This is a genomic window from Marinomonas sp. A3A, from assembly GCF_018336955.1.
Lineage (GTDB): Bacteria > Pseudomonadota > Gammaproteobacteria > Pseudomonadales > Marinomonadaceae > Marinomonas > Marinomonas lutimaris.
In genome coordinates, this window is sequence record NZ_CP025532.1 from 696,851 (window position 1) to 710,736 (window position 13,886).

At 42.8% G+C, this 13,886-nt stretch carries 17 protein-coding genes; 2 read left to right on the forward strand and 15 right to left on the reverse strand.

Annotation, left to right across the window (positions count from 1 at the left end):
* The first annotated feature begins 19 nt into the window (after positions 1-19).
* Positions 20-943 carry a histone deacetylase family protein gene (locus CYL31_RS03220; RefSeq protein ID WP_212917543.1) on the forward strand — a complete coding sequence of 308 codons (924 nt, stop codon included), beginning with the start codon at positions 20-22 and terminating at the stop codon, positions 941-943.
* Between the two features lie 44 nt (positions 944-987).
* Here the strand turns inward: CYL31_RS03220 and hxpB are convergent, their stop codons facing one another.
* The 12 genes from hxpB to CYL31_RS03275 form a co-directional block, all read right to left on the reverse strand.
* On the reverse strand, positions 988-1,650 hold the full coding sequence (gene hxpB, locus CYL31_RS03225) for a hexitol phosphatase HxpB (protein WP_212917544.1): 663 nt from the start codon (positions 1,648-1,650) through the stop codon (positions 988-990).
* Between the two features lie 53 nt (positions 1,651-1,703).
* Positions 1,704-3,008, reverse strand: coding sequence for a TRAP transporter large permease (locus CYL31_RS03230; protein WP_212917545.1), 1,305 nt, complete (start codon positions 3,006-3,008; stop codon positions 1,704-1,706).
* Between the two features lies 1 nt (position 3,009).
* Entirely contained in the window at positions 3,010-3,522 is a 513-nt protein-coding gene (locus CYL31_RS03235; RefSeq protein WP_212917546.1) for a TRAP transporter small permease, read from the reverse strand.
* Entirely contained in the window at positions 3,519-4,499 is a 981-nt protein-coding gene (locus CYL31_RS03240) for a TRAP transporter substrate-binding protein (protein ID WP_212917547.1), read from the reverse strand. Before CYL31_RS03240 ends, CYL31_RS03235 begins: the two co-directional genes overlap by 4 nt.
* Before the next feature lie 215 nt (positions 4,500-4,714).
* Positions 4,715-5,836: a sulfate/molybdate ABC transporter ATP-binding protein gene (locus tag CYL31_RS03245; RefSeq protein WP_212917548.1), complete on the reverse strand. Its 1,122-nt coding sequence runs from the start codon at positions 5,834-5,836 to the stop codon at positions 4,715-4,717.
* Positions 5,833-6,714: a sulfate ABC transporter permease subunit CysW gene (gene cysW, locus CYL31_RS03250; protein WP_212917549.1), complete on the reverse strand. Its 882-nt coding sequence runs from the start codon at positions 6,712-6,714 to the stop codon at positions 5,833-5,835. Before cysW ends, CYL31_RS03245 begins: the two co-directional genes overlap by 4 nt.
* A gap of 9 nt (positions 6,715-6,723) precedes the next feature.
* A complete protein-coding gene (gene cysT / locus CYL31_RS03255; RefSeq protein WP_212917550.1) occupies positions 6,724-7,584 on the reverse strand; it encodes a sulfate/thiosulfate ABC transporter permease CysT in 861 nt (286 codons plus the stop codon).
* 113 nt (positions 7,585-7,697) lie between these two features.
* Positions 7,698-8,711 (reverse strand): thiosulfate ABC transporter substrate-binding protein CysP, encoded by a 1,014-nt coding sequence (gene cysP / locus CYL31_RS03260; protein ID WP_212917551.1) that lies wholly within the window; start codon positions 8,709-8,711, stop codon positions 7,698-7,700.
* Positions 8,712-8,838: 127 nt separating this feature from the next.
* Positions 8,839-8,967, reverse strand: coding sequence for a hypothetical protein (locus CYL31_RS20795; RefSeq protein ID WP_283248214.1), 129 nt, complete (start codon positions 8,965-8,967; stop codon positions 8,839-8,841).
* Positions 8,968-9,428: 461 nt separating this feature from the next.
* Entirely contained in the window at positions 9,429-9,863 is a 435-nt protein-coding gene (locus CYL31_RS03265; RefSeq protein WP_212917552.1) for a hypothetical protein, read from the reverse strand.
* Between the two features lie 18 nt (positions 9,864-9,881).
* Complete coding sequence (locus tag CYL31_RS03270) at positions 9,882-10,655, reverse strand: hypothetical protein (protein ID WP_212917553.1); 774 nt, start codon at positions 10,653-10,655, stop codon at positions 9,882-9,884.
* 180 nt (positions 10,656-10,835) lie between these two features.
* Entirely contained in the window at positions 10,836-11,762 is a 927-nt protein-coding gene (locus CYL31_RS03275) for a LysR family transcriptional regulator (protein WP_212917554.1), read from the reverse strand.
* Positions 11,763-11,906: 144 nt separating this feature from the next.
* Between CYL31_RS03275 and CYL31_RS03280 the strand changes: the two genes are divergently transcribed.
* On the forward strand, positions 11,907-12,662 hold the full coding sequence (locus tag CYL31_RS03280) for an SDR family NAD(P)-dependent oxidoreductase (protein WP_212917555.1): 756 nt from the start codon (positions 11,907-11,909) through the stop codon (positions 12,660-12,662).
* Here the strand turns inward: CYL31_RS03280 and CYL31_RS03285 are convergent, their stop codons facing one another.
* The 3 genes from CYL31_RS03285 to nadS all read right to left on the reverse strand — a co-directional run bounded on the left by CYL31_RS03285 (position 12,663) and on the right by nadS (position 13,717).
* Positions 12,663-12,974, reverse strand: a complete 312-nt coding sequence (locus CYL31_RS03285) for a cupin domain-containing protein (RefSeq protein WP_212917556.1) — start codon at positions 12,972-12,974, stop codon at positions 12,663-12,665.
* 184 nt (positions 12,975-13,158) lie between these two features.
* The gene (locus tag CYL31_RS03290) at positions 13,159-13,356 is read right to left on the reverse strand and encodes a YhfG family protein (protein WP_212917557.1); all 198 of its coding nucleotides are present in this window, start codon (positions 13,354-13,356) and stop codon (positions 13,159-13,161) included.
* A 76-nt stretch (positions 13,357-13,432) separates the two neighbouring features.
* Positions 13,433-13,717 carry a NadS family protein gene (gene nadS / locus CYL31_RS03295; RefSeq protein ID WP_212917558.1) on the reverse strand — a complete coding sequence of 95 codons (285 nt, stop codon included), beginning with the start codon at positions 13,715-13,717 and terminating at the stop codon, positions 13,433-13,435.
* Positions 13,718-13,886 lie beyond the last annotated feature (169 nt).

The window sequence follows — 13,886 nt, forward strand, 5'->3', positions numbered from 1 at the left end:
AAAAAACACTGGAATAAAGATGACAACGGCTTACATCACACACACTTATTGCGACAAACATGATATGGGAGACGATCATCCCGAGTCGCCGCTGCGCCTTGGGGCGATTCAAAATCGTTTGATTATGGGGCAGTTGATGGATTTCCTACGTCGACTGGAGTCTGATCCAGCAACGCGTGAGCAATTGCTTCTTACACATGATGAAGCCTATGTAGATTCAATTTTCGCACGCGCGCCAGAAGACGGTCATGTGGAGCTGGAGCCAGAAACCTTGATGATGCCGCACACGCTGGACGCGGCTTTGTATGCGGCAGGCTCGGTGATTAAAGCGGTGGATCTCGTTATTACAGGCGAGATGGATAATGCTTTTTGCGCGATTCGCCCACCGGGACATCATGCGGAATACGACAAAGCCATGGGTTTTTGTTTGTTCAATAATATCGCTGTCGGAACACGTTATGCCATTGAACAATATGGTTTAGAGCGCGTAGCGATTGTGGATTTTGATGTTCATCACGGCAACGGCACCGAAGACATTTTTAAAGCCGATCCCAAGGTGCTTTATGCTTCTAGCTATCAGCATCCGTTTTATCCCTACAGCGATCCGGGCGCTTCACATGATAATATTCTACACATGCCGCTAGAAGCAGGTTCTGGCAGTGACGCCTTTCAAGCCATTATCTCCGAGCAACTGTTGCCCGCACTTGAAGCTTTCAAACCACAACTGATTATGATTTCAGCAGGCTTTGATGCTCACAAAGAAGACCCAATGGGACAACTAAGATTAAGCGAGTCGGACTTTACTTGGATTACCGATCTATTAATGGACGTGGCAGATCGTCATTGTGATGGAAAAATCGTGTCAGTATTGGAAGGCGGTTACAACGTAGACGCGCTTGGTCGCGCTGCATTTTGTCATATCAAAAGCTTAATGAGGCTTTGAAGCTAGATTTTTAATTTAAGCTTTTGGTTTTATTTTTTTTAGCTTTAGGCGCTAGCCAAAAGCCTTTTGCCAAGCTGGTGGTTGAACTCAGATAAATTCTTGAGTTTGTGTGGTGCTAGATCAAATTTATCATGATTAAATTCGTCAGGGTGCGGTATGGCAATCGCTTTAATGCCAGCAGCTAATGCCGCTTTTATACCGCCGAGTGAATCCTCAAAAGCAATGCATTGATGAGCTTCAATACCAAGTTTTTCCAGTGTTAGCTGGTAAACATCAGGAGCGGGTTTGCCTTGACTTACTTCATCCGCTGAGCTGTAAGCCATAAAATAGTCTGCGATATCAAGGCGTTGTAACACGCTGGGAATAATGTCTTTTGGTGAGTTGGTAGCTAGGCCAATTTTTACTTTGGCTTGTTGTAGTGAATCGAGTAAATCATGGACGCCATGCATGGCTTGCCCTTGAGTCTCGATCAGATATTTGACTCGCTCAACAACACTATTCTCGACTTCCTCAAGAGAGGCATTTTGCCAAGGCTGTTTTGCAAACCAGAACTCAGTGACTTCTCTCGTCGTCATTGCCGCAGTTAGTGTCGCTAACTCGGCCGTAACTTCAACACCAACCGATGAAAACACATCGTATTCCGCTTGCTTCCAGAAGGGTTCGGAATCAATCAGTAATCCATCCATGTCAAAAATAACGGCTTGCATAATTGTTTATCACTTTGCTTTTTTCTTGGTGTTTTATTAGACATGGATAAAGCCTAATTTGAAAGTGCATTAGGCAGCCATAAAGCGATTTCTGGAACTAGGCAAAGTATGAATGCAGCTAAGCACATCAGAAGAAAGAATGGGAAAGCGGCTTTTGCAACCTTGCCTATTTTCTCTCCCGTCAAGCCTTGAAGAACAAACAGATTAAAGCCAACGGGTGGTGTGATTTGTCCAAGTTCAATCAGTATAACCAAGAAAACACCAAACCAAATAGGATCAAAGCCAGCTTGAATCACGATGGGTAAGGTTATGGGCAAGCTCATTACCGTGATGGAGATACCGTCTAGAAATAAGCCAAGTATTATGTAAAAAATTGCCAGGGCTAACAGTAAAAATGCTGGAGTAAGATCCAAACTGGCGATATAGCTTGCTAGCTCAGAAGGTAAATGTAGGAAGCCCATTGCGGTAGATAAAAGTGCAGCAGAGACCAGAATGCTACAAACCATGGTTGAGCTGAGCAAGGTAGCAATCATTGCCTCTTGTATCATTTTAAAAGACAACTGGCGTTCTTTTATAAGAATAACAAGTGTCGCAAATACACCAACTGCAGCGGCTTCTGATGGCGTCGCTATGCCAGTATAAATGGCACCCATTACGATAACGATCAGTGAAATCACGGGGAAAAGCAGAACCAAACTTTCCAGTTTACTGGCGGCATGGGATTGCTCTGGTGGGCATAATGAAGGGTTTAATAATGCTCGACATATGATGTATCCAGAATAGAGTGCCGCAATTAAAACCCCAGGCAATACGCCAGCCATAAAAAGTTTACTGATTGAGACTTCAGACTGAATGCCATAAACAATCATGACAAGGGAAGGCGGAATTAACAGTCCTAAGCTTCCTGCTCCAGCCAAGGAGCCGACGGATAAACTTCTATCATAACCACGTTTTTTAAGCTCAGTCGTGGTGATTTTTCCCACGGTTGCTGTGGTTGCCGCACTTGAACCACTTACCGCAGCAAAAAGAGCGCAGCCGAAAACATTCGTGTGAAGTATGCCGCCAGGGATCTTTTTCGTCCAAGGCTCTAATCCGCGAAATAATCTATCTGAGATATCAGACCGAAAGATAAGCTCGCCCATCAGTATAAAGAGCGGGATAGCAGATAGCTCCCAAGAGTTTGCAGATCTAAAAATAATACGACTGAGTATAGCTCCGGAGCGATCTAAACTGACATCGCCAATTAAAATTAGAGATAACAAGGCGACGATAGCTAATCCAGAGAATACCCAAACCCCAAGTCCGAGTACCAAGAGAATTAAGGTAATAACACCAACGGCAGATAATAGAATTTCCATCTTATTTATTGCTCTCGATATGTGGGACTTGGCGTGTAGATACGAGTACAAGTATTCTGACAAATAGGGTTAAGCACAAAAGAGTTAAGCCAACTAACACCATGCCTTCCGGAATCCACAAAGGTGTTTCTGCTATGGACTCGCTGGTGACATTACGTTTAAAGCTTCTGGCGACATTGATGTACCAGTAATAGGAAACCCAAAAAAACATAGCGAAAGAAACAAGAGAAATAAAAGAATCTAATATCCAGTGATATTTTTCAGGGAGTCGGTCACTTAATATATTTACCTTGATTAAACCATTTCGTTCTAAGCTATAACCTAAGCCAAGAAAAGTGATTGTGGCGATGGCGTAACCCACAAATTCATCTAGAACATAAGTTGATGTGCCAAATAGTCGCAAGACAATTTCTAACAATATATGACACAGCAGATAAGCAATGAGTAACATTGCCAAGGCGCCAGACAGCTGATTAAGCCGTCTGGAAATACTGACTAATAGACGGATGATCATTTGCTTTTCTCAAAATCCGCCATGATATCGCTACCCGACTTCCCAGTATCTTCTAACCATTCTTTTAGAGAAGGCTTAGCTGACTCTTGCAGCCAACTAATAAAAGTTTTTGAAAGGTTTTGATGAATGGTTACATTATTCGTAGCAAGCTCTTTGTAATTATCCACAACGCGAGTTCTTACTGTTTGCCAGTTATGTTCGTCTGTTAACGCGGCCGCTTTTAAAATAGCGCTTTGTTCTTCACTAGATAAATCATCAAACGCCTCTTTGTTCATGTGAACCATGTTCAGAGGGATTGCATATTGAATGGCACTATAATTATCTAGATGTTCCCAAAATTTACCGCTCGCACCAGCATCGGCTGAGGTAAGTACCGCTTTAATTCCTCCTGTAGACAGTTGAGGAACGACATCTCCCCATGAGAGGCTAATTGGTTCTGCGCCTGCCTCACGTAATGTCAAAGTACCATTTTTGTCATAGGTACGGATTTTTAAATTGGCGAGTCCTTCTTTTGTAGTAACAGGTTTTTGAGACCAAATGCCGCTAGCTGGCCAAGGGGAAGCGTAAAGTAGGATTTGTCCATTTTGAGCAAATACTTTCTGGTAATAAGGTTTGGCAATTTTATAAAGTTGTTCGGCCTGATCTTCATTTTCAACAATAAAAGGCAACGAAGACAATAAAAATATAGGATCAATACCAGCCATACTGCCAGCTAAGGTGTCTGCAATCTGGATCGCGTTATCGGCAACCGCGTAAAAGTTATCCGTAGATTTGAAACCTAAAGATCCACCGGTATGAAGCGTAATATCTATGTCACCTTTACTAAGCTTAGTGACTTGATCAATGAAATACTTATCTCCTTCAGCATGAATAGACGTCGCGTTGTATTCATTAGAGAAATCAAACTTTGCGGCGGCTAATGTAAATGGTGCTTGGGACAAGACGACAGAAACTAACAATAGGCTAGAATAGCGCATACGACGTTTTCCTTCGGGAGTGGGTATCTACCGACTCTAGGGCGCTTATCTTTTAGTTGTATTCCTCATTGCGGCGAAAGGTTGACGGAAAACGACTAGAGTATTTTTGTGGAATTTTCTTTGCACTTATTCAGTTCATGCGATGCATAAACGTATCATTGCTGGGCATAAAAAAGAAGAACGGCATTCTGAATGCCGTTCTTAGTTATCTTTTATTATGCTTGCTCAGTTACTTGTACTTTCTCTGTTTCCCAATTCAATAGCACAGGTTGCTGTGCATCATGGGCAAAGAAGTAACCTGCTTTCGGCGTGACGTATAAGGTTTGGCCTTTTTCGAAGCAGTTCTTATCGAAGGCTTTGTGAGGTAGGTCGATTTCCCATACGTCGTTGCTGTGCCAATCTATTGGAGTCAGTTCTAGGCGAACTTCGGCGCCAATCGGGTTGATGGCAATAACGCGTAACGGCAAGTTTGCTTGGGCTGTTGCTTCTTTCGAGACAAAGAACTCATGGGAGCGAATGTACAGTTGGCCGTCTTTCTGTTCTGCACCATTTGGCAGAACGATATTGGCTTGCAGATTTTGCCATTTGCCGTTTTCCAATTTGCCTTCAAAGACATTGGCGTTGCCAAGAAAGTCGAAGACAAACCGGCTGTTAGGTGAGGCGTAAAGTGCACCTGGTTGGTCGATCTGTTCTATGTGGCCATTGCTCATCACGACAACTCGATCAGACAGTTCCAAGGCTTCCTCTTGATCATGGGTGACGAAGACGCTGGTGAAGCCCAGTTCGTCGTGCAATCCGCGCAACCAGCGACGAAGCTCTTTACGAACCTTGGCATCCAATGCACCAAAGGGCTCGTCCAGTAGTAAGACTTCTGGCTGAGTCGCCAGGGCACGTGCCAAAGCGATACGTTGTTTTTGACCGCCAGAAAGCTGGGATGGGAAACGGCTGGCAAGATGCTCAAGCTGCACCATTTCCAATAAATGCATAACGCGGTTTTTTATTTCAGTCGGGCTTGGGCGTTCTTTACGTGGTAAGACTTCTAAGCCAAAGGCCACATTGTCAGCCACTGTCATATGGCGGAACAAGGCGTAGTTTTGGAATACGAAGCCCACGCGACGATCTCGCACATGCAAGTTAGTCACGTCTCGGTCACCAAACTGAATGCGACCCGTGTCAGCGCCTTCTAATCCAGCAATAATGCGCAATAAAGTGGTTTTTCCTGAGCCGGATGGGCCAAGCAAACCAATCATTTCGCCTTCGTTGATATCCAATGATAAAGGTGACAAGGCTTGAAACTGCCCAAAGTGTTTGGAAATGTTTTCAATCAAAATGCTCATTGTGTCACCTGTCTTTCTTTTTCAGCTTCAATTTTTAAACTACGTTCTTGACGCCATTCGATGAAGGCTTTCAACAACAAGGTAAGTAGGGCAATCATCGCCAATAGCGATGCGCTGGCGAACGCCGCAGCTGCTTGGTAATCCTCATATTGCAACTGAACGTGCAGCGGCAAGGTGTTGGTTTCGCCGCGAATGTTGCCAGACACCACAGACACCGCGCCAAATTCACCGACGGCACGGGCGTTAGTTAGAATCACGCCGTAAATCAGCGCCCATTTGATATTCGGCAAGGTCACGCGACGGAATAATTGCCAGCCAGAAGCGCCCAGAATGACGGCGGCTTCTTCGTCTTCTCGTCCTTGTTGTTGCATCAGAGGGATCAATTCACGCGCCACAAACGGACAAGTTACAAACACGGTCACCATGACGATGCCGGGCCAAGCGAACATCAACTGGATGTCATGATCATATAGCCAAGAGCCAATCCAGCCGTTATTGCCGTACAACAAAAGATATAACAGGCCCGCCACTACAGGTGACACCGCAAAAGGGATGTCCATCAAAGTCATTAGGATTTTTCGACCGGGGAATTCAAAACGGGTTACGGCCCATGCGAGCATGACTCCGAATACCAAGTTAATCGGCACGGTTAGCGCCGCAACCACCAGAGTTAAACCAATGGCGTGCAAGGTATCGGCTTCAATTAAACTATTGAAATAGTGTGCTGCGCCTTCCACAAAAGCTTGTTGGAAAATGGCAATCAGCGGCACGACTAACAAAATCGCGGTCAAGAACAGCGTCAGACCAATTAGTAGCCATTTAACCAAAGGGCTATCGCCGACTCTAAGTTGGCTCGATGAGTGTTTAGACGATGACATATAAGCTTCCTAACTGCGTCCATGAAGGCGACGTAAATAACGCGCCTGCCAAATGTTAATGGCAAACAAGAGGATCAGTGACGCCATCAGCACAACAGACGCAATTGCGCTGGCGGCAGGGAAATCGAACTCTTGTAAGCTAACGAATATCATCAAAGACGTAATTTCGCTGACGTAAGGCATGTTACCTGCGATAAAAATGACCGCGCCAAATTCACCCAAACTACGGGTGAACGACAAGGCAATGCCCGTCATCAATGCTGGCCACAAGGCAGGGAAAATAACCCGACGAAACACCGACCAATCGGATGCGCCTAGCGTCATTCCTGCTTCTTCCTCTTCTGGGGATAATTCTTCCAATACTGGTTGAACCGTTCTAACCACAAAGGGAATGCTGGTAAATGCCATAGCGAGGACAATGCCCCAAGGTGTGTAAGCCACTTTTAGCCCTAGGCTTTCGAGTATTTCACCGTACCAACCGTTCTGAGCGTACAAAGTCGCCAAGGTGATACCGGCAACCGCAGTTGGCAAGGCAAAAGGCAAATCCACCAATGCATCTAAAATACGGCGTCCGGGGAACTCATAACGCACTAATACCCAAGCCAGCAAAAGGCCAAAAAAGCCATTAAAAATAGAGGCGATCAAGGCTGCCCACAGAGTTACCTTATAACTGGCAACCACACGTTCGTCGCTGATTACTTGCCAATATCTATCCCAGCCCATGTCGACGGATTGCATAACCAGTCCGCTCATTGGGAGTAGTAAAATCAAACTGATAAACAGCAAGGAGGTTCCCAAGCTTAAACTGAGTCCGGGCAAGACTCGCTTATGGCGAGGTCTGGTTGCGACCGCGCTTAAATGTGTTGCCATGTGTTTGCCTATTATGGTCTTCATAAGAGTATTTCAATAAAGTCGCTAGTTGCTTTAGAGACAGAAAAGCCGGATACGCAAGCGTATCCGGCTAGTTGTTATCTATTCAGATATTAGCGGCGCTGAAGTTGGTCTAGTTTACCACCATTTGCGAATATTTCTTTAGTCGCTTGTGGCCAACCGCCAGCAATATTTTCGACGGTTAACAAGTTCACTTCAGGGAACTTATCAGCGAATTCTGCTTTTACAACATCGTTGTGTACGCGGTAGTTAAAACCAGCTAACAAACGCTGAGATTCTTCGCTGTACAAGTAGCTTAGGTATTCACGAGACACTTCTTCTGTACCGTTTTTCTTCGCGTTTTTCTCAACAACGGCTACTGGGAATTCAGCCAAGATAGAGGTTTTTGGTACAACCACTTGGTATTTGTCTGCACCGTATTGGTTACGAATATTGTTTACTTCCGATTCAAACGTAATCAACACATCACCAATGCCACGCTCAACGAAAGTTGTTGTCGCACCACGACCGCCAGTATCAAACACAGACACGTTTTTCAGGAAAGTACTGAGGAAATTGTCTACTTTCGCTTCGTTGTCTTTGCCGAAGGTTTTTTGTGCGTAACCGTAAGCCGCTAGAAAAGTGTAACGACCGTTGCCAGATGTTTTAGGGTTTGGGAACACCAATGCCACATTATTACCCGCTAGATCGCCCCAGCTTTTGATATTTTTTGGATTGCCTTTACGTACAAGGAAGGCAATTGTTGAATAGTAAGGTGAGCTGGCATTTGGAAATTCGTTTTTCCAATCGGCAGGAATCATTTTGCCTTTGTCATGCAAAACTTGGACGTCGGTGACTTGGTTAAAAGTAACAACATCTGCAGACAAGCCGTTCATGATGGCATTGGCTTGTTTTGAAGATCCTGCATGAGACTGTTTGATCTCGATAGTTTTGCCTGTTTTCTCTAACCAATGTTTTTCAAACGTTGGGTTATAAGTGGCGAACAGCTCACGAGCGATATCGTAGGACGTGTTAAGAATCGTTTGATCCGCAGCCGACGCTTGAACGGCTCCGCTCAATAACAATGTACCAATAATAGATTTTAAAAAGCGTGGCTTAGATTTCATAGTATCCTCATTTGGGAAGCAGTGAATTATATTGATAGCGAGATTACTTAAAAGATTTAGTTATTACAATGGCTAAAAAGTAACTTTTTTGGAATATAGATAAGGCGTTTTTTAAAACAGATAGTTTTCAATAACTTGACGAAATACGTTGTGATTTTTCTTGTGCGGCAAGGGTGATGGATTGCAGCCAATCCATAAAGACAGTCAGGCGTTTGGTTGGTTGTCTGCGTGATGGATAGAGCAAGGATACCGGCATTGGTTCTGCTTCGAATTGAGGTTGAGAGGGTGAAGCTGTCTATTTATCTTTTTTAGTTTTGGTAAAAAATAAAAAACTAATTGTCAGTAGCAGTAATGATGTCGCTAGGAGGAGTAATGAAACAGACCAACCGTATGGCCCAAAGTTGCACTTGCTGTATCTACATATGATATCTAATGCAGAATAACGAAAGATAGAATAAGAAAAATAAGAAAATATGAGTGAGATTATGAATGAAATTATCGATATTGATAAATAATAATTCATTGGTATTGACGTTTTTTCGAAAGTGTTAGATCGTGCCTTCCAAAGATAAAAACAAGTATAAAGACAAATGATACTTGTGATGGTAATAACAGTAGAGAAGATGATATTGGTGAAACCTTTATTAATTATAACTAATAGAGTCAGTGTTATAATGATAATTGTCGAGTTTAATAATTTTTTTTTCAGAAAATATCCTACTGACGTGCGTTACATTCAATTATTAATTCACCATTATTAGACGGATCTGGGGAGCTAATAGCTACATGAACACTCATGGAATCTATTTCACTATTTCGTGGTGCGCTAGTTACACTAACTATTTTATGTCCATTTTCTAGTGCTTCGAGCTTGAATGAGCTGACCCATGGTTGCTTTAATGCCACTTCAGTTACTGTTGAAGATGTAATCTCCAATGTCAAATTATTATTTTTATAAATCGTTTGTTTTCTTGTTGAGTCTTTGTAAAGTTTTACCAAATTTCCTTTTAATAAAGATCCTTGGTTTTGGAAATATCCATCATTCACTATGAAACAACCTATTTTATTTAAAGGGAATTGCTCTGAAAATGCATTTTTACTAAGTAATAGTGATAGAATAGAAAAAAACAAATAGAAGCGTTTTGATTTCATTTTTAATAGTCCATTACATTAAGGGTAAAATATACCTTTACCAGGAGATATACCATTCACTATTTGCCAACGAAGTGTTTTTTCTAGTTCCCACATACCACGGCTAAATGCCCCTATAGTATTATCTTCAATATCTCTCAAAACTTGGCCAAGTTTAATGGTTATAGAAAACCTATCATCAATTTTATTTAATGTATAACCTGATGCAAGGCCCACAAAAATGGCTACTGCCAAGGGTGCGGCAGCGATCGTAGTTGCAGTGCCTACAGCCGTTGCTATAACAGCTGCAAGGATACTACTCACACCAACTTTTACAATAGATACAGCCAAGTCGGCAACTAAATCGCTTAGGAGGAACTCATCTTTTAAAATATGTTCGAGAATAATAAGTGGCACAGTTAAGAATATCGTTAACCTTCCACCTAAACGAGCTGAATTCTTTACTGCTGCCTTTCCTATAACCATATCTACAACTTTCGCATTCGATGCTAAGTATTTCGTTCCTGTAAATATAGTTCTAAGCCCAGGATGGCCTTTGAAAATAATATATTGTTTTCCATCTATAACTTTTTCATAAACACGGCCTTTAGCTCCTAAATCCCTTACCATTTTAATACAAGTTTTTATGTCTAGCATACTTGATACGTAGTCGGCGGAGCTTCTAGCTATATTAGCCTTGTCAGTTGGTGTGGTATCTTGATGCAAACTAGTTAACTGCTCCACAGATAATATATAGAGAGTGTGACTATTGCTTTTAATTGATTCTGCTAATTGCTTATCAGAGCGTTCCATGCTTCTTATCTCATGCTATTATTCATGTGTGGACTGTAATGCTGAGCAAAAACTATACCCTAGGTAATACTCAACATCAACGTTCTTTTATAGAAGAGGCATTGTCTTTGTGGCCACCTTTTTAGCTCTTAGATGTTACAGATGGAATAGATATGAATGATATATTAAAAGATATATTCTTCAATAACTTGACGAAATACGTTGTGATTTTTCTTGTGCGGCAAGGGTGATGGATTGCAGCCAATCCATAAAGACAGTCAGGCGTTTGGTTGGTTGTCTGCGTGATGGATAGAGCAAGGATACCGGCATTGGTTCTGCTTCGAATTGAGGTAGGATAGAAATGAGTAGGCCTTTCTTGATGAGGTTTTCTGCGCCAATAGCGGGTATTTGGGCAATGCCAAGCCCTGCTAAGCAAGCATCTAAATAGGCATCTGTGCCATTAACCGCTAGGCTGCTTGGCATGGATTGTTGTTTTACCTTGTGGCCTTCTAGGTATTCAAATTGTGCGTCGAGATTACCAAGCGAATGGGAATACTCGATCAGCTTATGATTCGCTAGCTCTTCGATTGTTTGCGGAATGCCATATTTTTCAACATAGCTTGGCGACACACAGTTTAGGCTTCGGTATTGCGTTAAAGGTCGAGCGATAAGGCTGCTGTCATCGAGATTACCCACTCGAATGACACAATCAATACCTTCTTTAATCATATCTACTCGATAATCTGCGCTGCTGATCTTTAAACGTATGTTCGGGTATTTTTCGAGAAAGTCGGATAAATGCGGAATGACAACCGTAGTGGCAAAACGGCTTGGCATGTCGACTTTAAGTACACCGCGAACATCACTTGGTTCTCGTTGGAATTGGCTGTCCAGTGCGTCTAAATTAGCGAGTAATGCTCGACACTGTGGTAAATAGATCTCACCGTCTTGAGTTAACGTTATATTGCGAGTGCTGCGATGGAAAAGTCGTGTCCCAAGTTCGCTTTCAAGTCCTTGAACTGCGCTGGAGACGCTCGACTTTGGCAAGCCAAGAGCCTCTGCTGCTTTAGTGAAACTACCAAATTGAGCGACCAAGACAAAACGTTGCATGGCTTCAAATTTGTCCATAACTTCCTCTTTGTTCGTTTAATACGAACAATGTTATCAGCTTTGTCTCATATATCGAACATAACCAATGCCTTACTCTATTCAAAGTGCGCAGAGCTAGTTCGGCTTAACGCAAAAATGTCATTGAATAGAGGGGAATGAGAGATGAATAAATTAGCCGTCATAACTGGTGGTAGCCGCGGTTTAGGGAAAAGCAGTGCCTTAGCGTTAGCAGATAAAGGCATAGACGTTATTTTTACTTATCACAATAATGCCCGCGCAGCACAAGATGTGATTGACGAGATTAAACAAAAAGGACAAAAAGCCTTTGCTCTTCAATTGGATACGCGCGATTTTGGTGCCATCCCTGAATTCGTTAGTCAGGTTGAAGGATTGTTGACCAATGAGTTTGCGCGAAGCGACTTTGACTACTTATTAAATAACGCCGGTACGGGGTTACATGCCAGCCTTGAAAACACGACTTATGACGAGTTGGAAGATATGTTGGCGATTCATGTCAAAGGCCCTTTCTTTTTAACGAAAGCCTTGTTGCCTCTCATGAAAGACGGCGGCCATACATTGAATGTTTCCTCAGGTTTAGCGCGTTTTAGCTTACCGGGTTATGGTGCTTATGCGATGGCCAAAGGGGCAGTAGAAGTTATGACTCGCTATATGGCAAAAGAGTTCGCAAGCCGCCAGATTCGTGTAAATACGTTGGCACCAGGCGCCATTGCTACAGACTTTGGGGGAGGCAATGTACGTGACAATCAACAAGTAAATCAGATGGTGGCATCTATTACTGCTTTGGGTCGAGCGGGTGAAGCTGAAGATATTGGCAAAGCGGTTGCTATGCTACTGAGCGAAGACAGTGGTTGGATTACGGGGCAACGTATTGAAGCGTCGGGCGGTATGTTTTTGTAATTACACACTGCCTTCTTTTTCGATCACTAAAATGCGCGCCTCACCAACGGGGTGCGCAACATGTTCTGTGCCAATCGCCGCGTAGAAAATATCGCCGACAGACATCAATTGAACAAGCTCTTTCCCATCGACTCGGTAGTGCATATTCACCTCGCCGTCCAACACCACAAACACTTCTTCACCATCGTTCATGTGCCATTTATACGGCTGATCTGTCCAATGCAAACGAGTCGTCACGCCATTCATATTGGCAATGTCCAACGCGCCCCAAGCGCGGTCGGCAGTGAAGTCTTTGGCTTTGATGAATGTCATTGTTTTTATTCCTAAATGATAGAGACAACACGAAGTTAGAATGTCATTGCAGTGAAGACAAGGCAGTAGCATCGCTTAGGTCAAAATGTCAGTAATAAAAGTCAAAATACGGGCCAGATACGGCAAAGTGTTGGAATGTTAAAGGTGGATCATAATGTTGATTGGAGATCGTTTTTAAAACGATCTACTGGCTATTTTTTGAAGCGGAATACTTTTCTAATATTTCTTCTTTCTTTGCTTTTCTTTCAGATACGCTGAGAGAAAGTAAGGACTTATCGACTGAATAACCCTTTAAACGCATGCTTTCAACGAAGTTGTCGCCTTTTTTGCTTGAGTAGGCTTGCTGTTTAGAAGTCAATGATAGCGTTGGCTTGTGTCTCATTTTGATTCCTTTAGCGAGTGTGCTGATTCAGTATAGCCAAGTCTATTAAAGGCTTCTATTCCTAATCTTGGTTTAGTCAGTGTTCAGATAACTCTTGATAAAAGCTTGGATTATCTTGAATCGTTGCCAGCACTTTAGCCGCCAAACCTGTTGGATTACGGCGTTTGCTTTCCCAGCTTTTAATTGTATCCACGCTGGTGCCAAGGGCTTTGGCAAATTCAGCCTGAGATACTTGCAGGCTATCGCGAATAGACTTTACATCAGCGATCTCAAAGCGAGTAATACGAGAGGCTGCTTTACGGCCTTGTTGGATTTCTACGGCTTCTTCTAGAGAAGATTTTAATTCTTTGAAAAGAGTCATAGGGTTTCTCTAAGTAAACTTTAATGGTGTACATAGTACTCCTTTGTTTCTGTTTTCCAAGTCTGAAAATTAGATCAGTCGATTTTGCATGGTTAAAAAGGTCAGTATGAATTGCCTAAAAGCGTTGTTAGGCGCTACTCTTGTTTCACTTTAATTTATTCACAAGGAT